This is a genomic window from Infirmifilum tikiterense (assembly GCF_054696565.1).
This window is the reverse complement of the sequence record NZ_CP182482.1, coordinates 128,254-146,594: the sequence shown is the minus strand read 5'-3', so window position 1 is coordinate 146,594 and position 18,341 is coordinate 128,254. Positions and strand designations below refer to the sequence as shown.

Annotated in this window: 19 protein-coding genes and 2 tRNA genes; 13 read left to right on the top strand and 8 right to left on the bottom strand. The window is 56.8% G+C overall.

All coding sequences use genetic code 11. The annotated features are described in order from the left end of the window. The first annotated feature begins 25 nt into the window (after positions 1 to 25). Both ACNO7C_RS00870 and ACNO7C_RS00865 read left to right on the top strand, forming a co-directional pair. A complete protein-coding gene (locus tag ACNO7C_RS00870; RefSeq protein ID WP_460025147.1) occupies positions 26 to 637 on the top strand; it encodes a hypothetical protein in 612 nt (203 codons plus the stop codon). Positions 638 to 655: 18 nt separating this feature from the next. After that, a complete protein-coding gene (locus tag ACNO7C_RS00865) occupies positions 656 to 1,807 on the top strand; it encodes a lycopene cyclase family protein (protein ID WP_460025146.1) in 1,152 nt (383 codons plus the stop codon). On the opposite strand, the gene ACNO7C_RS00860 is transcribed toward ACNO7C_RS00865, so the two are convergent. Continuing rightward, positions 1,769 to 2,356, bottom strand: coding sequence for an indolepyruvate oxidoreductase subunit beta (locus ACNO7C_RS00860; RefSeq protein ID WP_460025145.1), 588 nt, complete (start codon positions 2,354 to 2,356; stop codon positions 1,769 to 1,771). The two genes, ACNO7C_RS00865 and ACNO7C_RS00860, sit on opposite strands and share 39 nt — an antisense overlap. A gap of 5 nt (positions 2,357 to 2,361) precedes the next feature. After that, on the bottom strand, positions 2,362 to 4,272 hold the full coding sequence (gene iorA, locus ACNO7C_RS00855; RefSeq protein WP_460025144.1) for an indolepyruvate ferredoxin oxidoreductase subunit alpha: 1,911 nt from the start codon (positions 4,270 to 4,272) through the stop codon (positions 2,362 to 2,364). On the opposite strand from iorA, the gene ACNO7C_RS00850 reads away from it, so the two are divergent. Further along, complete coding sequence (locus ACNO7C_RS00850) at positions 4,263 to 4,667, top strand: hypothetical protein (RefSeq protein ID WP_318536620.1); 405 nt, start codon at positions 4,263 to 4,265, stop codon at positions 4,665 to 4,667. The genes iorA and ACNO7C_RS00850 overlap by 10 nt on opposite strands. Before the next feature lie 5 nt (positions 4,668 to 4,672). Beyond that, positions 4,673 to 5,536 (top strand): hypothetical protein, encoded by an 864-nt coding sequence (locus tag ACNO7C_RS00845; RefSeq protein WP_460025143.1) that lies wholly within the window; start codon positions 4,673 to 4,675, stop codon positions 5,534 to 5,536. An 11-nt stretch (positions 5,537 to 5,547) separates the two neighbouring features. On the opposite strand, the gene ACNO7C_RS00840 is transcribed toward ACNO7C_RS00845, so the two are convergent. Beyond that, positions 5,548 to 5,619: transfer RNA gene (locus ACNO7C_RS00840), tRNA-Ala, on the bottom strand. A gap of 114 nt (positions 5,620 to 5,733) precedes the next feature. Between ACNO7C_RS00840 and ACNO7C_RS00835 the strand changes: the two genes are divergently transcribed. After that, positions 5,734 to 7,449, top strand: coding sequence for a glutamate--tRNA ligase (locus ACNO7C_RS00835; RefSeq protein WP_460025142.1), 1,716 nt, complete (start codon positions 5,734 to 5,736; stop codon positions 7,447 to 7,449). On the opposite strand, the gene ACNO7C_RS00830 is transcribed toward ACNO7C_RS00835, so the two are convergent. Then, entirely contained in the window at positions 7,436 to 7,840 is a 405-nt protein-coding gene (locus ACNO7C_RS00830) for a Trm112 family protein (RefSeq protein ID WP_460025141.1), read from the bottom strand. The genes ACNO7C_RS00835 and ACNO7C_RS00830 overlap by 14 nt on opposite strands. Positions 7,841 to 8,114: 274 nt before the next feature. Here ACNO7C_RS00830 and ACNO7C_RS00825 point away from each other — a divergent pair, with 274 nt between their 5' ends. From ACNO7C_RS00825 to ACNO7C_RS00810, 4 genes are read left to right on the top strand one after another with little or no spacing between them, the layout of a single operon-like run. Continuing rightward, positions 8,115 to 9,452, top strand: coding sequence for a phosphomannomutase/phosphoglucomutase (locus ACNO7C_RS00825; protein ID WP_460025140.1), 1,338 nt, complete (start codon positions 8,115 to 8,117; stop codon positions 9,450 to 9,452). 29 nt (positions 9,453 to 9,481) lie between these two features. After that, entirely contained in the window at positions 9,482 to 9,811 is a 330-nt protein-coding gene (locus tag ACNO7C_RS00820; RefSeq protein WP_460025139.1) for a V-type ATP synthase subunit F, read from the top strand. Further along, complete coding sequence (locus ACNO7C_RS00815) at positions 9,793 to 10,143, top strand: hypothetical protein (RefSeq protein WP_460025138.1); 351 nt, start codon at positions 9,793 to 9,795, stop codon at positions 10,141 to 10,143. The genes ACNO7C_RS00820 and ACNO7C_RS00815 overlap by 19 nt, the downstream gene beginning before the upstream one ends. Positions 10,144 to 10,148: 5 nt before the next feature. Next, positions 10,149 to 10,784, top strand: coding sequence for a V-type ATP synthase subunit E (locus tag ACNO7C_RS00810; protein WP_460025137.1), 636 nt, complete (start codon positions 10,149 to 10,151; stop codon positions 10,782 to 10,784). On the opposite strand, the gene ACNO7C_RS00805 is transcribed toward ACNO7C_RS00810, so the two are convergent. Together ACNO7C_RS00805 and ACNO7C_RS00800 are read right to left on the bottom strand one after the other, a co-directional pair. Next, complete coding sequence (locus ACNO7C_RS00805) at positions 10,781 to 11,071, bottom strand: V-type ATP synthase subunit F (protein ID WP_460025136.1); 291 nt, start codon at positions 11,069 to 11,071, stop codon at positions 10,781 to 10,783. The two genes, ACNO7C_RS00810 and ACNO7C_RS00805, sit on opposite strands and share 4 nt — an antisense overlap. Positions 11,072 to 11,121: 50 nt before the next feature. Then, a complete protein-coding gene (locus tag ACNO7C_RS00800; RefSeq protein WP_460025135.1) occupies positions 11,122 to 11,979 on the bottom strand; it encodes a class I SAM-dependent methyltransferase in 858 nt (285 codons plus the stop codon). A gap of 36 nt (positions 11,980 to 12,015) precedes the next feature. Between ACNO7C_RS00800 and ACNO7C_RS00795 the strand changes: the two genes are divergently transcribed. The 4 genes from ACNO7C_RS00795 (at position 12,016) to ACNO7C_RS00780 (ending at position 16,048) form a co-directional block, all read left to right on the top strand. After that, the gene (locus tag ACNO7C_RS00795) at positions 12,016 to 13,494 is read left to right on the top strand and encodes an amidohydrolase (RefSeq protein ID WP_460025134.1); all 1,479 of its coding nucleotides are present in this window, start codon (positions 12,016 to 12,018) and stop codon (positions 13,492 to 13,494) included. Between the two features lie 87 nt (positions 13,495 to 13,581). Then, a tRNA-Ala gene (locus tag ACNO7C_RS00790) sits at positions 13,582 to 13,673 on the top strand. 149 nt (positions 13,674 to 13,822) lie between these two features. After that, positions 13,823 to 15,748 (top strand): acetate--CoA ligase, encoded by a 1,926-nt coding sequence (gene acs, locus ACNO7C_RS00785; protein WP_460025133.1) that lies wholly within the window; start codon positions 13,823 to 13,825, stop codon positions 15,746 to 15,748. Positions 15,749 to 15,790: 42 nt separating this feature from the next. Further along, entirely contained in the window at positions 15,791 to 16,048 is a 258-nt protein-coding gene (locus ACNO7C_RS00780; RefSeq protein WP_460025132.1) for a winged helix-turn-helix domain-containing protein, read from the top strand. Here ACNO7C_RS00780 and ACNO7C_RS00775 read toward each other — a convergent pair. Next, entirely contained in the window at positions 16,043 to 17,650 is a 1,608-nt protein-coding gene (locus ACNO7C_RS00775) for a xylulokinase (RefSeq protein WP_460025131.1), read from the bottom strand. The two genes, ACNO7C_RS00780 and ACNO7C_RS00775, sit on opposite strands and share 6 nt — an antisense overlap. An 82-nt stretch (positions 17,651 to 17,732) precedes the next feature. Continuing rightward, positions 17,733 to 18,338, bottom strand: coding sequence for an acyltransferase (locus ACNO7C_RS00770; RefSeq protein ID WP_460025130.1), 606 nt, complete (start codon positions 18,336 to 18,338; stop codon positions 17,733 to 17,735). Between the last annotated feature and the right edge of the window lie 3 nt (positions 18,339 to 18,341).

The following is an 18,341-nucleotide window of genomic DNA, read 5'->3' as shown; positions in this document are numbered from 1 at the left end:
GCGGCCATCGTTGAGGTGTGAAGCCTTGTCTCAGGACTGGCGGCTAGAGGTGGCGAAAGAGATTGGCCTAACGCCGGTTTTCGCGCCCACCCACGAGGACTTTACACTTCTCTTGCTGTACCTCGACGGACGAACCCCCTCTTACGGGGAAGAGGTTTTGCACGTCATCCTGTTCCTCTACCCCTATGTTCCCCTCTCCGCGTCCCCCTCGGTTTTCATCCCGTTTTCCTCCGACATCGAGCGGTCCCTTGCCTCCCTGAAAGAGAAGGGCCTCATCGAGGAGAAAATGGAGTTCAGGAGCGGGAGATACGTCAACTCCATCCGCTTGACGGACAGGGGGGTAGCTGAGGCGAGGAAGGTCTATTCGGCGTTCTCGAACAGCTGGGTTCTTCTGAACGGCCTTGTTTTGAGAAAGGGGGCAGACGTGATCGCGGAGCTTGAAGCCCTCAAGAAGACCTACAACGACAAATCCCCGCTCGAGCTCCTCAAAGTCTTGGCGTCAAAAGCGGAGTCGGAGGGAGAAGCTTTCGTTAAGCGCTTCAGGCTTCAGAGCGAAAGGCAGGAGAAACTTGTCCTAGGAATCGCCAAGCAGCTTTCGCGCGACTTAAAGCTGCTGACGCGTGAAACTTACTTTTAACAGGGTAGGAGAAATGGGATGGACTACGACGTAATTATACTTGGCGGGGGCTCCGCAGGCCTCCAAGCGGCAAGGAGCATAGCTGAAATCGCGGGGCAGCTCAGCGTCCTGCTAATTGAGGAAGACGCAAAGGTAGGCTTCCCGGAGCACTGCACGGGCCTCGTCAGCCTCAGCGGCATCGAGAAAGCCCTGCGGCTAAACCCGGAGCAAGTAGCCATGAACTACGTTCGCGGGGCACACATAGTCTCGCCGAGCGGTTTTAGACTGACTGTTGAGAAGGAAGCGCGCGTAGCTGCGGTTGTCGACCGGCCCCTCTACGAGCAGAAACTCTTCGACATCGTCTCCAGAAGAGCCGACGTCGTGCTAGGGGTTAAGGCTGAAATAGACGATGTCTCTGTAAAAATCGGCTCTAAACGGCTGAGAGCGAGGTACCTTGTAGATGCCAGAGGTTTAAGGAGCCTCGTATCTCGGAAGCCTGATGCTCGCAGATGGGTTCTACCAGCCCTCCAGTACGATATACAAGTTTACAGCGCGGAGACCGACTACGTTTATATCTTTCTGGGCTCGAAGCTCTCGCACGGCTTCTTCGCCTGGGCCGTCCCCCTCGACGAGGAGAGATATAGGATCGGGGTAGCATCAAAAGGCAAGGTGCTTACGAGGATAAGGTACCTCCTACGTCGCTTAGAGCGGCTCACGAACGGGGAAGTCCGCCCCAGAGCGTTGCAGAAAGTTATAGGAGGGGGAGTCTACACGGGAGGCCTAGCAGAGCAGGTTAAGGGTAATGTTATCTACATTGGGGACTCGGCTGGGCAGACAAAACCCACAACCGGAGGGGGGCTGGTATACCACTCCACAGCGGCTCTGATACTGGCTAAGGCCCTCAAAGCGGGTGAGCCGCGCGCATACTCTGCTGGCGTGAAGAGAGCGCTTGGGATGGAGATCTCAGGTCAGCGGTTCTTGAGGAGAGTCCTTAACAGGATACCTGATGGGCAGCTGGACTACATTTTGATGAGCGTTAAGGAGATCGGTGGTGAGGAGATTATCTCGCGCCACGGTCACATGGATGAACAGATGCGCGTGATGCTGAACCTCGGGTGGGAGATTCTGAGAAAGAGGCCTGAGCTCTACCTGTCAATACTTAGGTCCCTTTTTTATGCTATCGTATCCTAGCCTGAGCGCTTGGAGATTAATTTTCAGGAATTCCCCCTTGAACCTCTTCGAAAGGACCCCCTCTACCTCAGAAGACTCTAAGTCGAGCACCCCGGTGGCGACAACGGCTCCGAGCATGACCATGTTCAAAGCTATGTCTGACCCAGCTTTAAGCGCTAGCTCCCGGGCGTCCAGAACGTAGGTGTTCCCGCGCGGAAGAGCGGCCAGAAGCTCGTCGCGCGCTGGCACGGTCTTCGAACCCGGGGGTGGGAGGAGGAAGTCGTTGACTACTACAACCCCATCTTTTTTCATCAAGGGCAGGCGTCTAACAGCTTCGATCAGCTCAAGCCCCACCAGGACGTCTCCCTCGCTCTGCGTGACTATAGGAGACACAGCCCCGTCGCCGTACTTGAGGAAAACGACTACCGACCCTCCTCGCTGAGAGAGGCCGTGAACCTCTCCAACGCTGATGTTGTAGCCTCTTGCCGCTAGCGCCTCGCCGAGAATACTCCCAATGGTGATCAAGCCCTGGCCGCCGACACCCGCAATTATGACGCTTCTCTTGACCACGCCCCTCACCCCTCCTTCGGCTGAATGGCTTTAGCCGGGCATATCGCAGCGCAGACCCCGCAACCGGTACACATGTCCTGCAATATCGCGACTTTCCCATCAGTATCTCGCACGATAGCTGGGCACGCAAACCTGTCAACGCATATCCCGCAGTTGATGCACTTCTCCTCCACAACGGTGTAACGCTTGAAGGACTCTCCTCTACGCCTCCTTTCGCGTAGCACGAGAAGTGCGCAGGGCCGCCTGGAGATCACCACTGCTGGCTCACCCGTCTCTTTCAAGAACTTGAGGGCACGCCGAACCGAGTCTCTCACAGCGGTAATATCGTACGCGTCGACCACCTCCACAAACCTCACCCCCACGGCTCTCGCGATGTCCTCGATACGCACGGTAGGCCTCTGCTCGCCCATTGCCCCTACTCCAGAGCCAGGGTGGGGCTGGTGGCCCGTCATAGCAGTCACGCCGTTGTCCATGACGACGACGAGCAGGGGTGTTTTGTTGTAAACGGCGTTGATCAGCGCCGGGATTCCCGCATGGAAGAATGTAGAGTCGCCAATGAACGCTATAACAGGCTCGCTGCCGAACCTCGCGATCCCGAGCCCTATCCCTATAGATGACCCCATGCTCCACGTGAAGTCGGCCATCTGGTAGGGCGGGTAAAAGCCCAGAGTGTAGCAACCAATGTCGTTAGCGTACACCGGCTTCACGCCTGCACGCTGAGCAGCCAGCTTAACAGCGTAGTAGGTGGACCTGTGGCCGCAGCCCGGGCATAGGACGGGCGGCCGCCTCGGGAGCTCCACCAGCGGGACTGGTGCTGGAGGAGCCTCGTAGGGTATGCCCAGGATCCTCGAGATGCCCGCTTTAACAATCTCCTTGTTTAGCTCCCCGACCCGCGGGAAGACATCCTTACCGTGAATCCTCGCTGGCATGCCTTCATCGTATGCGAGAATCTTCAACTGCCACTCCAACACAGGCTCGAGCTCTTCCACCACGACAACCTGCTTGTAGGAGAGCGCCTTCAGCGCGAGGGCGCGGGGTAGAGGGAAAACCGAGGCAAACTTGAATACAGGTAGCCTGACGCCCAGCTCCTCAAGAGCTTCCTTAACGTAGTTGTAGGCGACGCCTGAGACCACGATGGCGGTGTCTTCCTCACCTTCTTCGACTGAGTTGAACTTGAAGTCAGAGAGGTGCTTGGAAAGCTCTTCAAGCCTCTCAAGAACCTCTCTGTGCTTCGCCAAATTGTAGGGAGGTAGTAGCGCCCACCTCTCAGGGTCTCTGTGGAACGAAGCCCCTCTACCATGCCTCACTAACTCGCCGAAGACCACGGGGGATCTGCTGTGGGCGAGCCTCGTCGTTGTCCTGAGGATCACGCTCAACCGGAACTTCTCCGATAGCTCGTAGAGCTCCCTTGTAAGGTCCTTGGCCTCCTGCACCGTGGAGGGCTCGAAGACGGGGATGTTGGCGTGAATCCCGTATATCCTGTTATCCTGCTCGTTCTGGCTACTATGGGCGTTCGGGTCGTCTGCGCTGACTATCACGAGGCCGCCCACGACTCCTGTGTACCCGAGGCTCATGAGGGGGTCAGACGCCACGTTCAACCCTACGTGCTTCATGGCGACGAGCGCCCTCAGGCCCATCATCGACACACCTATACCGACCTCGAGCGCCACCTTCTCGTTCGTGCTCCACTCAACGTAGATCCCATAGTCCCTTGCAACCTCTGCCAGAGACTCGACTATCTCTGTCGAGGGAGTTCCCGGGTAAGCTGTAGCTGCCGAGATCCCGGCCTCCAGCGCACCCCTGGCGATCGCCTCGTTCCCCAGCAGAAGCCTCCTCTCGCCGGGGCCACCGGAAATAACAGCTTTCGCCACAATCTTTAAGTCGAGGCTGAGAATTAAACCTATTCGTGCAAACATCCATAGCTTTCACCTACCTACAGGCTGAAAAAATCACAGAGCCACCCCAGGGGCCGCTAAACGTCAACATGCAGCTCAACTTCCCATTAAACGTTACAGCCACCGGAAACCAGCTTACGGCGGAGTTCATAGCCAGCGTCGAGAGCGCACCCCCCGTCTTCTCGGTGAAGGTGAAGGGAAAGTTCTCAGCAGTCGGTGACAGGTCCGAGCTGGAGGAGCTGAGCTCCAAGCTCCTGCGCGGCCCCCCTGACCCTCAGCTCCTGCAGCTCGTAACATCAATGGTTTTCTTCGAAGTGATGCTCCTACTGAAGGAGCTGGGGATCCCACCCATGCTACCGATCACCCCGCCCCAGCAGCCATCACAGCAGCCTCCCGACACCTTCCGGCCTCTGTGAACCCCATGCTCATCGAAGCCGTTTACGGCGAGACTTGTCCCGGGAACGTGTTCTCGATTACCCCATGGGGGGAAACCCCTCCCTGGGCTTACGCGCCTGAGTGGCTTATCTCAGAGGCCCTCAAGCACGACGTGGGCTTGCGCAAGCCTGGGAGATTGACTGTGCTCCTAGCCGATGCCCCAGGGCCGCACACCGTCCACAAGGCCGCTGCAGTCGAGCCAGATGACTGGTGGGAAGTCCTGCGAATAGCCCTTTACATGGCTAAGCCGAAGCCGAGCAAGAGCGTGCAGCTCTTACCCTTCGCACCCGCCACGTCCGCGCTGGCCGCGCTTGGGCAAAAAGAGGCGTGTATCCACGCAGAAAGCCTTACAGCCGACTACCTCCACTCGCTCATTCACGCTCTCTCCTCTTCGGGCACGGAACGCCTCGTCTTGGTGAACCCGCCGCAGTTCAGCCTGTGGCAAAAGCTCAGAACTTCGGGTGTCACTGGTTACTCGTTTGCTAGGCGCCTGGCTCTCCCCCGCGCGCTCCAGTTGGGTGCTCTCAGCAGGAGCAGATATAATCTCCGAGAGAACGAAGCGCTCGGCGCTGATGTGCCGCCCTTTAAGCCTCCGGTGATTTTCCGAGAGCAGAGCCTCGTCAAGTATGCGTTTGGGGACGAGTCGGAGCTGGCCGTGGCCCTACTGAGCGAGCTGGAGGCGAGTGGGGGCGTGATGAGCCACAGAGCGTTCATGGACACAGCGTCGAGCTTGGGTCCCAGCAGTAGAGGCATTGCTCGACGGTTACTGTTGTACGGTTATGTGGTTTTCAGACAGGCGCAGGTGGAGCTAACGCTGAAGGGTATCTTCGCCTTAAGCGAGGTAAAATAGCAGAGTGGAGGTGGACCGGCCGGGATTCGAACCCGGGACCTCCCGCATGCCAAGCGGACGCTCTCCCACTGAGCTACCGGCCCTTGCAGACCCAAGGAGTTATGGTTATGCGTTGCTTTATAGGCTTTTCGCCGTAAACCGACGAGGAGCATGCGAAAATGTTTAGTAGATGCTGGTCCCCCTAAGTGCGAAGGCTCATGGAGCTCGATATTCACCGGATTGCCCTTAAGTACGCTCTAGCTAACGCCGTGAAGTACGGTGGGAAGGCCGATGTAAAGGCCGTTGCAAGCAAGGTCTTCGCGGAGGTTCCAGAGCTGAAGGCTAGGGCTAGGGACGTCGTCGCAGTGGTCAGGGAGGTCGTGGAGAGAGTTAACTCGATGACCCTGGAAGAGCAGGAGAGAGAGTTAAGGGACGTGTGGCCTGAGGCCTTTGCCGGGGGGAGGAGGGAGGAGAGGAGGGGTCTACCCCCGTTGCCTGGGGTGGATGAGGTTGGAGGAGTCGTCGTTACTAGGTTTGCCCCAAACCCTGACTTCGTGCTTCACCTCGGTAGCGCTAGGCCAGCGATCCTGAGCTACTACTACGCGAAGGTTATGTACAAGGGCAAGTTCATCCTGCGCTTCGAGGACACGGACCCGAAGACGAAGCGTCCGATGCCTGAGGCATACGACCTCATCAAGGAGGATCTGAGGTGGCTTGGGCTTAGCTGGGACGAAGAGTACGTGCAGAGCCAGAGGATGGAGATCTATTACGCTCACGCGAAAATGCTCATCGAGAGAGGCGGGGCGTACGTCTGCACGCACCCCAAAGACGAGATAAAGAGGTATCGGGACGCTGGCTTGCCCGACCCCTGCTCGACGCTACCTCCGGATGAGCACCTTGAAAGGTGGGAAAAGATGCTCGCCGGGGAGTACGGTGAAGAGGAAGCGGTTCTCAGGGTAAAGACAGACCCCGCCCACCCGAACCCCTCTGTCAGGGACTGGATTGCCTTCCGCATCATAGACACGAAGAAGTACCCGCACCCGTTGGTCGGAGACAAGTACATCGTCTGGCCAACCTACAACTTTGCCTGCGCGGTGGACGACCACCTGATGGGGGTTACCCACATCCTGAGAGGAGAGGAGCACGCCGTCAATACGCTTAAGCAGGAGTACGTGTACAAGCACCTCGGGTGGAAGCCGCCAGTAGGTATACACTTCGGCAGGCTCAACCTTGAGGGCATGATTCTGAGCAAGTCCGTCATAAGAAAGGGCATCGAGAAAGGGCTCTACGACGGGTGGGATGACCTGAGGCTTGGGACCCTCATAGCTCTCAGAAGGAGGGGAATACTGCCTCAGACAATATGGGACATGGTCTTCGAGGTTGGAATCAAGCCTTCAACCGCAACTATAAGCATCGAGAAGATCCACGCCCTGAACAAGAAGTACCTCGAGCCGATATCAAACAGGTACATGTTTGTTCGAGAGCCTCTCCGCGAAGTAGAGCTCAGAGGGCTGCAAACCCCCGTTACAGCGGAGGTCGTGGTCCACCCATCGTACCCCGAACGCGGCAAGCGCAGGATCCAGTTTAGCGAGCCGCGCGTCGTGGTGGAGGGCGACTCGCTCGCCGGGAGGGACGAGGTTAGGTTAATGGGCCTTGGAAACTTCCGGGTCGTTGACGGAGGGAGCACTCTAGAGTTCTTAAACAACGATATTGGGTACGCTAAAGAGAGAGATCTTCAGATTATCCAGTGGGTCCCCCAGGAGGACAACAATCCTGGTCGCATCCTGAAGGTTGAGGGCGACACTGTAAAAGTTATAAAAGGCTTGGGAGAGCCGGCGACCCGACAGCTCAAAAAGGAAGACAGAATCCAGTTCGTGAGGATAGGCTTCATCAGAGTGGAGGAGCCCGGACTCTACATCTTCACTCATGACTAGGTTGAGAGAGGTTCCAGGGCTTTCCACCCATCACTACTTTCTCGGGTAGCTTCTCTCTCACGCTCTCGAGGAACTTCAAGTCACTCTCCTTTTTACGAAGGTTATCCGGGAGGATTATCGGGATCTCGTCTTTGATCGGCCACCACCTGCCGCACTCAGGGCAGTATAGGACGCCGGTCTTCACCTCGTACTTGATGCACTCGTCGCACCCTGGGTCAGAACCCTTAAGCTCCTCAACTTTTACTCCCTTAAACGCGCAGTAAAGCTCGCAGGCGGGCTTGCTCTTGAAGGTGAAAGTCCTCTCGTACCGGACTTTCTCGATCACGTAGAGCTCAAGGGGAAAATGCTTGTCGTAGGGACACGCCAACAGATCCATTAAGCGGAACTTCATACACCTCCTGCAGGTCGCACAGGCTATATAGATATTTTGGTTCCCACAAGCTTCCTAAACTCTTAGTCATCTTTATTCGGCCTCGGCCTCGCTCCACAGTGTAATGTACTGCCCCGTTGGCCTGCCCCCTGAGGAGTGGCTGGGGAGGGGCAACGAACGGTTGCAACAATGCAGGTCGACACGGGGGAGAAGCAACTAAAAGATGATGCAGTAACTTTTACCACGGTTACCTGCTCAGAAACGGATATTAGGTCGAGTCACCGTAGGCTTTCCTGTGGCGTTACCCACTAATATCTTCAGGGCATACGACATTCGAGGAGTATTCGGGAAGGACCTCACACCGGACGTTGTTGCCCTAATAGGGGCCGCTCTTTCCAACCTGGAACGCGGGGACTACTGCGTCTGCCACGACGTCAGATTCAGCTCTCCCATACTCGCGCGGGCACTGGCGAGCGGTCTGATGGGTGCGGGGTCGAATGTCGTCGACTCAGGTGTCGGGCCCATTGGAATGGCTATTTACGCCTCGAAGCACTTGAGCTACCACGTTGCTTACATCACGGCCTCACACCTCCCCCCTGAGTGGAACGGCATAAAGATGTTCAGGCCTGGCGGAGAGCCGATATGCCTGGGGGACATAGAGAGGATAAAAAGCTTGGTTGACTCGGGGGTGACGTGGGCCGGCTTGAGCGGCTATGGCTCGCTGCGTGCAAGGGAGATTCTCCCAGAGTACATCGAGTTCCTTCACAAGGTTGGAAGCCACTCCGGAGGGCTTAGGGTGCTCGTCGACTGCGGGAACGGCTCGGCCTCTCTGGTGGTCCCAAGGCTCCTCAGAGACTTGGGCTATGAAGTCGCCACGGTGAACTGCGACGTAGACCCACGTTTCCCGGTTAGAGGTAGCGAGCCCACACCTGAAAACACTGCGTACATGTCGGCTCTGGTCAGGGACCTAAAGGCGGACATAGGGGTCTCATTCGACGGAGATGGGGACAGGGTGATATTCTTCGATGAGGCAGGGTCGCCCTTGGCGCCCGAGCAGGCAGCTGTGGTGATGCTCCGCGCGATGGGCAGGGCAAACGTCGCCGCTAACGTTGAGTGTTCAAGCGTGGTTGACAGGGTTGTAGCCGAGATGGGGGGCAGGGTCATACGCGTCCCCGTAGGCAGGATATTCATGATCCTCGACGCGGTTAAATCCGGGGCTGAGCTGGGCGTGGAGAGTAGCGGGCACTTCGTGACTTACAACGGCATCAACTTGGACGACGGTGTGCTGTCTCTGCTCTTCATGCTTGAGGCGGTCGAGAAGCTGGGGGGCCCCGTCTCAAGATACCGCGTGCCGATGCCCCCTACCAAGAAGCTCAAGGTGGATGTTCCCGACGAGGAGAAGTTCAGAGTCGTAGAAGCCTTGAAGAACAAGTACTCTGCGGAATACGATAAAGTTACCACAATAGATGGAGTGCGCGTGGACACCGATAAGGGCTGGTTCCTCGTAAGGGCTTCAAACACGGAGCCGGTAATAAGGGTCACTATAGAGGCATACAAGCCGGAGGATCTCGAGCTCATTGAGAGAAAGGTACTGAGAGATATCGAGGAGCTGATCAAAGGAAAAGATAAATAACGACGTGTTTTACGTTATCGGGATCGCCCTTGAGCATAGTCGCCATTGGCGCGACAGAGACCGTGGACCCTTTGAGGCTTCTGGGCTTCGAGGTTATCAAGGTGAGCAAGAAGCCGAATGCCGAAGAGGTCGAGAGTATAGTTTCGAAGATCCTCGAGAACAGGGTGGCACTCCTGGAGGGCGAGATCTACTCCGCTGTTAGAGAACGCCTCAACCAGGTCACCTCGATAATGAAGGAACCGCCGCTAGTCGTGGTAATCCCATCATCCGATAAAGCGTCCACTAACCGCCTGGAAGAGTTATATAGCAGGCTTTCGCTAGCCGTAGGGGTGAGGCTTAAATGGGTCACGAAAGGTTAAGAAATGCCGCGTCGTTGACGGATGAGCTAGACATCAGGGTAATACTGGAGGAGCAGAGGAAAGCCGAAGCCCGTGTGGCTGAGGCCAAGAAGATCGCTGACGAAATTATCGCAAAGGCGCGCGAGCAGGCTAAACTGATGCTTTCTAAGGCCCAAGACGTAGCCCTCGACGAGAGCGTGAAGAGAATGCTCGAGGAGGAGTTACGCAGGGTTCAGGAGAGCCTGGATGCCCTTGAGAGAGCTGAGCGCGAAAAGCTGGAGATGGTGAAGATCGCCCTGGCGAAGAATGAGAACGAGGTGCGGAAAGCCCTGCTTGAAGCTCTCCTTAGGTGATGCACATGAGCACGAACAAAAGCCTAATGGAGGTGCTGATCGAGGAGCTCAGGGCCGTAGCCGAAGAAGAGAGCCGCAGAATTTTAAAGGAGGCCGAGGAGCAGGCCCAGAAAATACTCCAGGAAGCCGCTACGAGAGCAGAGGAGATAAAGGCTCAGAGGATTAAGCAGCTCATCGCTGAGGCGCGCCAGAAAGCTGAGAGCGAGCTAGCGCCGAGGAGGCTTGAGATAAGGCGTAAGTATTTGGCAGAGAGGTACAGTTACGCCCTCAACTATCTTGAGAGCATGCTGTCCCAAGTGGTGCGCGAACTCAAGCAGAACCCCGAGTACTACGACATCTTCCTTTCTCGCAGGCTCGAGGAGGCGATTCAGAGTATGCGTGCCTCCAAGCTGGTCGTACACCCGTGTACCGGCGACTCCCAGAAAGTCCAGAAGATAATTAGAGAGAAGTTGACCGCTCTATCAAAGCTGAAACCTGACCTCGAGGTGTCGCTAGGAGAGGAGGTGGAGTGTAGCGGGGGGGTAGTCGTGGTCTCCAGCGACGGGAGGGAGTACTATAACGGAACGCTTGAGGCGAAGTTGACTGAAATCAGGGAGAAAACGTTCCCAGAGCTTCTAAGCGCTCTCCTAAAGCTCCGCTAAGAGTTCACGGGCTTCGGAACTCGGTTTGTCTCAAGCTCGACGATCGCTGGGAGAGGATTCCGGTATTTTATCTCGGAGAGCTTGCTCTTTCCTATCTGATTGGCAATGACGTCATCGACTAGCAAAAGGTCCACGTCCATTTTCCTAACGACCTCGTCTATCACCTTGAGGGCTTCCTGAGCTCCTGAGACCACGTACACCTTGTCCACGCCACTCTTGAGCATAGCCTTCTCTAAATCGCTTAGCACTACCGCGCCGATCCTCAACTTCATACCGGTCTTAAACACCTAGTTCACCCTTAAAACTGAGCATTGCGCGGCAATAGCTTATCGCGGCTTTATATTCTTCGGCTCAGCAAAACGTCAAAAGCCAGCTTGTACACTCTCGGCGCGTATGGGGAGACTATGCGCGCCTCCAGCAACTCTGCTTTGAAGCCGTGCTCCTCTGCCGCCTCCTTAACGATCTCGAACCCTCTTTTGAACAGATCGTCTTCACGGTCCCAGTAGTAAAAGTGAAGGACACCCCCTTCGCGCTTGAAGCACGTGAAGGCCTCGCGGAGGTACATGTAGGCGCCCTTCGGTAGAGGCATCACGACTCTATCAGCCTTGCCAGCGAACTTCGGTGCCTCCTCGCGGACATCGCCTAGAACCGGCACAACCTTCCCATCGAGCCTGTTAAGCCGGATGTTCTCCACCATGTACTTGTATGCGACGGGATTGAGCTCGATGGCAACCACTTTATCGACCAGCGGCTGCTTTTTCGCGATGGCGATTGCGAAGGGGCCTACCCCAGCGAACATCACGACAACGAATTCTCCGGGCTTAACCTTGCTAGCGACCCTCTGCCTCTCGGTAGCCTCGCGGGGGGAGAAGTAAACTTGCGTCACGTCGAGTTTAAGCAGGTAGCCGTGCTCCTTATGCAGGACCTCCCTCACTCTTTCTCCGCCGATAAGCTCCAGCTCCCGTACCCTGTACTCGCCGGTCCTCTCCCCGAGTTTCCTGTACACCGCTCTAACGTTCTTGTGCAGCTCCATTATCTTCTCCGCGATAACCCTCTTGTACGGCTCAAGCTCCTCAGGTATCTCGACGATCGCGACGGCTCCAGCCCTAGAGCCTACTATGTCGAAGCTCGATGGAACGAGGTTCAAAAGATCCTCGGGTATCAGATCCTTGAGTAGCTCTCTGAGGGACGGCACAGTTTTATATGATGAGCTTGCGCTAAATACCCTACCATGCGCCTAGCCCTGGTTAACGTGTCTTACCCCCTCAACGAGGACGTAGACAGCATCGTTTTCTCCCCGGGGAAAGGGGTCCTCTACGCGGGTCGAGAAGAGGGTGTGAGGAGGTTCGAGCCGGTCAAGGTGCTTGATGTAGATCAGAGGTTGGTTGTTCCCGGCATGACGGACGCTCACATGCACCTTTACTCCACCGCTATAAGCCGCGGTAGGCTAGACCTCCGGGGTGTTCGATCCCTGGAGGAGCTGAGGGAGCAAGTAAGGAGAGCAGTATTATCGGCTGGCAAGGGGGAGTGGGTGGTAGGTAGGGGCTGGGACCAAGACAAGATGTCCGAGAAGCGCTTCCCTACGCGCCACGACATCGACGACGTCTCGAGAGACAACCCAGTACTCCTGGTGAGGGTGTGCGGGCACGCGGCCCTTCTCAACACAAAGGCCATGAAGATCCTCGGGCTTCTCGAGCCAAGCGTGGAGGGCGGGAAATTTATCCACGTTGAGGACGGTAAACCCACGGGGATAATCTTCGAGGACCTTGTCGGGTACGCTTTATCCAAGATTCCGCCACCCCCGGCGGAGAGAGTAAAGAGCCTGGTGAAAACTTTGCTCTCTGAGTACCTTTCCTATGGGGTCACTTCGCTTCACTCGATGTCCAGCTCGCGATCCGAGCTCGAGCTGGTAAAAAGCTTGAAGGAGAGTGGAGAATTTATCCAGGAGTACAGGGCGTACATAGACTACCAGTCGTTCCTCGAAGGCGTCCACAGGCATTACCCTGACCTTGTTCAGGGAGTGAAAATCTTTGCCGACGGAAGCTTAGGCGCCAGGACGGCCGCCCTTCGGGAGCGCTACAGCGACGGCGAGACCTCCGGGAGCCTACTGCTGACCGCTGAGAAAATAGCCGAAATAGCCGCCGAGGCGGCGGGAGAGGGGCTGGAGACCGCCGTACACGCTATAGGCGACCGAGCTGTTGAAGAAGCCCTGAAGGCCTCCCGGCGTGCCGCGGGCAAGCTCCGAGTAGAGCACGCCTCGGTGACGCCCCCCGACCTCCTTGAAGTCGTGGCAGAGTTGAGACCAAGGCTTTCAGTTCAGCCGCACTTCGTGCTTAGCGACACGTGGATCGCTGAGAGGCTGGGGGAGCGGACAAAGTGGGTTTACGCGTACAAATCCCTGCTCAGCACTGGGGCCACCGTAATGGGGTCCTCCGACTCCCCCGTGGAGCCAATAAACCCGTGGCTCGGGATCTACGCCGCGGTGCACCGGGGCGCGATCGAAGGATTAGCGATACATGACTACACGTGGTTCGAGAGCCTGAGCTTCGAGGAGGCATTAACCCTCTACGTCTCGGATCCGTCGGCGCGTAGATCGCTGGTCGTCCTTAACGTCAGGAGCACGCCGCGGTCTCTTCAGGAGTTTCAGGAGGTGAGAGCTGAAGTGGCTTTACTCCCAACCGGTCTAACTCGCGTCAGCAAAGACCAATAATATCATCTTTCAAACTGACGTGCTGTCATCATCGAGGATATCTCTCAGGTAAAGAATAAATAACGTTAACTCTTTTGAGCAGCTCGAGGGCCGGTCGTCTAGCGGGAGGATGTCGCCCTTGCAAGGGCTCCGCACCCCGAGAGCGGCGGAGGTCCCGGGTTCGAATCCCGGCCGGTCCACTTCACCGAAAATTTTTGTAATGGCTTACGCTGGCTCCACCTCTTATGCTCGCGCACTCACATACGGGTTTCTGTCCCCATAGTTTTGTAATGATGAATACGCGGGAATGTTATTCAGTGGCTGTCTTAATTGTGTTTGTTGATCAACGATGGGTGTGCTTCCGGTAGAGCAGAGGAAGGTCCTTACGACTAGGCTCGAAGAGCTCAGGGCTAAGGCGCTTGAAAACCCGGAAGAGTTCTGGGACGAGCACGCCCGCGCGCTGGAGTGGTTCAGGATTTGGGACAAGGTGCTGGACGACTCCCAGAAGCCCTTCTACAGGTGGTTCGTCGGGGGGAAGATCAACGCCAGCTACAACGCACTGGATAGGCACGTCAGGACCTGGAGGAAGAACAAGGTTGCGCTAGTGTGGGAGGGTGAGGATGGCGAGGTGAGGAAGTACACGTACAGGGACTTGTATGTGGAAGTTAACAGGGTGGCCGCTCTCCTCAAGAACTTCGGAGTTAAGCCTGGTGACAGGATAGCCCTCTACTTGCCGATGATCCCAGAGCTTCCGATCTTCATGCTCGCTGCCGCCAGGATCGGCGCTGTGCACACTGTGGTGTTCTCGGGGTTCAGCAGCGACTCCTTGGCCCGAAGGATCAACGACTCGAGGGCCAAGCTCCTCGTGACAGCCGACGGGGGGTTCAGACGGGGGAAAGTGGTGCCGCTTAAGGAGATAGCCGACAAGGCGTTGGAGCAGACGTTCTCGGTCGAGAACGTGATCGTTGTTAAGCGCGCAGGGGTGAACGTGAACATGGTTGAGGGGAGGGACTTCTGGTTCCACACCCTGATGGAGGGCATAAGCAGGAGCGCGTACGTTGAGCCCGAGAAGCTGGACGCAAACCATCCGCTGTTCATCCTCTACACGTCCGGCACTACTGGCGCTCCTAAGGGAATCTACCACAGCACTGGGGGCTACCTAGTCTGGGTCTACTGGACGCTAAAGTGGGCCTTCAACCCCAACGATGAAGACGTGTGGTGGTGCACAGCCGACATCGGGTGGATCACAGGTCACAGCTACGTGGTTTACGGTCCTTTAATGCACGGCCTAACAACCGTGATGTACGAGGGGGCTCCGGACTACCCGGCCCCCGATCGGACGTGGAGCATCATCGAGAAGCACGGGGTCACTGCGTTTTACACTTCGCCAACCGCGATCAGGATGTTCATGCGCTACGGCAACCACTGGGTTGAGATGCATGATTTATCGTCGCTCAGGATACTCGGCAGCGTCGGGGAGCCAATAAACCCCGAGGCCTGGGAATGGTACTTCAAGGTGGTTGGTAGGGGCAAGTGCCCCATCATCGACACGTGGTGGCAGACGGAGACCGGAGGCTTCATGATAGCTCCTACAGCGGGCATCGACCTAGTACCCTTAAAGCCGGGCTCCTGCACTCTACCACTCCCGGGCGTTGATGCGGAGGTTCTAACGGAAGATGGCGCGGTGGCCCCCCCAAACATTCAGGGCTACCTGGTGGTGAGGAAGCCCTGGCCCGGCATGCTGCTAGGCGTTTGGGGCGACCCTAAGCGCTACGTCGAAACGTACTGGAGCAGGTTCCCGGGCTTCTACTACCCGGGCGATTACGCCATGAGAGACGAAGACGGGTACTTCTGGATTCTCGGCAGGGCAGACGAGGTTCTGAAGGTTGCAGCGCACAGGATAGGGACGATGGAGCTGGAGAGCGCTCTAGTCTTGCACCCGGCCGTGGCTGAGGCCGCTGTAGTCGGGAAGCCTGACCCTATTAAGGGAGAAGTCCCGGTAGCGTTCGTGGTACTGCGGGAGGGGTTTACGCCGAGCGTTAAGCTCGAAGAGGAGCTAATGAACCTCGTCTCAGAGACCATAGGGCCTATAGCAAAACCCGCTAACATCTTCTTCGTGCGAAAGCTCCCTAAAACCAGGAGCGGTAAAATAATGAGGAGGGTCATAAAGGCGATCGTGAAGGGGGAGCAGAATCTGGGTGATGTCACCACCATCGAAGACCCCTCCGCTATCGAGGAGCTGAAGATGATTGTTGGGAACTCGAGAAGTCAATGAAAATATTTATCTTCTCTTGCTTCTCCTCTCTTTTAGTTGATAATGCGAGTCGATCTCATAGTGATCGCCCGTATACTCGACGCGCTCTACAGTGAGGGTAGGATGAAGAAGACCCACCTCCAGATGGCGAGCAGGCTCAACTACCCGGCTTTTACCAGATACCTCGGCTGGCTGGAGGAAAAGGGGCTTCTGCGCGTTGTTGAAGGGGATGACGGGGAATACGTAGAGCTGACGCAGAAGGGTAGGGAAAGCTACGAGAGGGTTGTTGTCTGGCTCAAAGAGTACGTGGGTAAGTTATGACTCGAGCTTTAGCAACAGGTGGACGAGCTTCTCGATGTCCCACGGTGGGGTGACCACCGGTACTTCGGCCAACTGCGAGACTTCCTTAAAATAATCGTTGAGGGCCTCGGCGAGCCTCTCGTAGAGAGAGTAGTAGCGGTTGTAAATCTCCACAGCGCCCGCCTCGGGCTTTATCCTCACTCTCTCCTTGAAGAACAACTTCGCCGCCTCTCCGTAGCTACCGACGGCCCCGCTAGCAACCGCCACCAGCATGGCGTCGCCGCCGAGAGCGGCGTCCAGTAGCTCCGGCAAAACCACCTCCAGGCCTGTGACGTTCGACTTAATCCGAGCCCACGTGGGCGACTTCGCACCCCCGCCCATCAGCACGAGCTCCGACGGCTTTATCTCGAGCTCTCTCAGAACCTCTAGGATCTTCCTCAACTCGTAGGCGACCCCCTCCATCATGGCTCTGAAGATGTGGGCCCTCGTGTGGAACACCGTTAACCCGAAGATGACGCCCCTAGCGTAGGGGTTCCAACGCGGACTCCGAGCACCGGAGAAAAACGGTAGGACTATTAAGCCGTTGGATCCGGGTGGAACGTACTCGGCCTCCATATCTAGGTACTCGTAGGCTCTGCGCTTGGTTGAGCTAGCCAGCAGGTTAACGCCCTCAGCGAGGTTGTCCCGGAACCACCTCAGTATAGCCCCAGCAGTCGACATACCCGCTTCTAGGGCCCACGTGCCAGGTATAGGCCCAACCCCCACAGAGAACCTCATCTTTGGATCTAGGCGCGGCTCCCTGAGCAGGGTTGCCGTAGTCGAACCAGTGCCCGTAGACTCCTCCACTCTGCTTGGGTCAAGGATACCCGCCCCGAGGATCTCAGCGGTCCTGTCCCCCGTCCCGGCCAGCACCGGCGTGCCTGCTCTCAAGCCGGTCAAGGAGGCAGCTTCGGGTGTGACTTCGCCGGCGACTTCCCAGCTGGGTAGCGACTCCGGGAGGAGGTCAGCGTACTCGCCGAGCCCGAGGTCTCTTATCAGCTCGTCATCCCAGCGCTGGGAGTGTATGTTGAAAAGCATAGTTCGCGACGCTACAGTGTGATCTGTGACGGTTACCCCGGTAAATCTGTAAATGATGTAGTCTTTAGGCTGCAGGCCCACCTTAGCCCTTTTAAGAAGCTCGGGCTGATTTTCCTTGAACCACAAGAGCTTCGTTGCGGTGAACGTTGCGTCGACGACTAGACCCGTTTTCCTGTATATTTCCTCTGGGCTGATTCTCTCCTTTATTTTCTCGGCTTGCGGCGCGCTCCTCCTGTCCATCCAAATTGGAACGCGCCCTAGGCTACGCCCACTCTCATCTAGGAAAGCCATGGTCTCCCGCTGGCTGCTTGCGCACACACCTAGAATACTCCCAGGATCCACCCTCGACTTCTTGAGGACGCCTCGAACTACCTGCACTGCAGTGTTCCACCAGTCATCCGGATCTTGCTCCGCCCACCCGGGACGCGGGAAGTATGTCGGGTACTCCTGCCCCTCTAGTGCGAGAAGCTTGCCGGTTACGTGGAACAGGGCTGATTTAACGGTGGTGGTGCCGACGTCTACGGTTAGAATGTACTCTTTCTGCATCGTGCGTATATCGCGTCCGCTATGAGATAAAGAGTAGTTACTATGCGCTTTTATTCAATGGTACCTTTATCGGTAATAAGCTTTAACCGATGGATTTTTCAGCGGTTTTGAGGTGCTCCTTCTTTATAGCGACTTCTCGACCGCAGTGGGAGCACCTGAAGGTAATGCTCTCACTAGTCTCACCAACCTTCTCTTTAAGCGGCCTCCCACAGTAGCACACGAAGCCTATGAGGCGGGCTGGGTTCCCCGCGACGAGGCCGTGGGGTGGGACGTCTTTCGTTACAACGCTCCCGGCGGCGACCATAGCGTACTCACCTATAGTGACTCCGCACACGATCGTAGCGTTGGCCCCTATGCTTGCCCCCCTCTTCACGACCGTGGGAACGACTTCCCAGTCGGTGGAGAATGCTCGAGGGTACTTGTCGTTTGTGAACACCGCATACGGTCCCACGAAGACGTCATCCTCGATGACCACGCCGCGGTAGACGGACACGCCGTTCTGTATTTTCACCCGGTCCCCCACCACGGCACCAGCATCAATATAAACGTCCTTTCCTATGTTGCAGTTTCTCCCAATGCGCGCACCGGATCTAACGTGCGCGAAGTGCCATATGCGCGTCCCCTCCCCCACCTCCGCGCCTTCCTCTACTACCGCTGTGGGGTGCGCGTAAAAGCCTCTTTGGCTCATAGG

Coding starts and splice junctions, on each gene's coding strand:
- ACNO7C_RS00865 (WP_460025146.1), top strand. CDS start 656: ATGGACTACGACGTAATTATACTTGGCGGGGGCTCCGCAGGCCTCCAA.
- iorA (WP_460025144.1), bottom strand. CDS start 4,272: ATGTTTGCACGAATAGGTTTAATTCTCAGCCTCGACTTAAAGATTGTG.
- ACNO7C_RS00845 (WP_460025143.1), top strand. CDS start 4,673: ATGCTCATCGAAGCCGTTTACGGCGAGACTTGTCCCGGGAACGTGTTC.
- ACNO7C_RS00835 (WP_460025142.1), top strand. CDS start 5,734: ATGGAGCTCGATATTCACCGGATTGCCCTTAAGTACGCTCTAGCTAAC.
- ACNO7C_RS00830 (WP_460025141.1), bottom strand. CDS start 7,840: ATGAAGTTCCGCTTAATGGATCTGTTGGCGTGTCCCTACGACAAGCAT.
- ACNO7C_RS00815 (WP_460025138.1), top strand. CDS start 9,793: ATGGGTCACGAAAGGTTAAGAAATGCCGCGTCGTTGACGGATGAGCTA.
- ACNO7C_RS00810 (WP_460025137.1), top strand. CDS start 10,149: ATGAGCACGAACAAAAGCCTAATGGAGGTGCTGATCGAGGAGCTCAGG.
- ACNO7C_RS00795 (WP_460025134.1), top strand. CDS start 12,016: ATGCGCCTAGCCCTGGTTAACGTGTCTTACCCCCTCAACGAGGACGTA.
- acs (WP_460025133.1), top strand. CDS start 13,823: ATGGGTGTGCTTCCGGTAGAGCAGAGGAAGGTCCTTACGACTAGGCTC.
- ACNO7C_RS00780 (WP_460025132.1), top strand. CDS start 15,791: ATGCGAGTCGATCTCATAGTGATCGCCCGTATACTCGACGCGCTCTAC.
- ACNO7C_RS00775 (WP_460025131.1), bottom strand. CDS start 17,650: ATGCAGAAAGAGTACATTCTAACCGTAGACGTCGGCACCACCACCGTT.
- ACNO7C_RS00770 (WP_460025130.1), bottom strand. CDS start 18,338: ATGAGCCAAAGAGGCTTTTACGCGCACCCCACAGCGGTAGTAGAGGAA.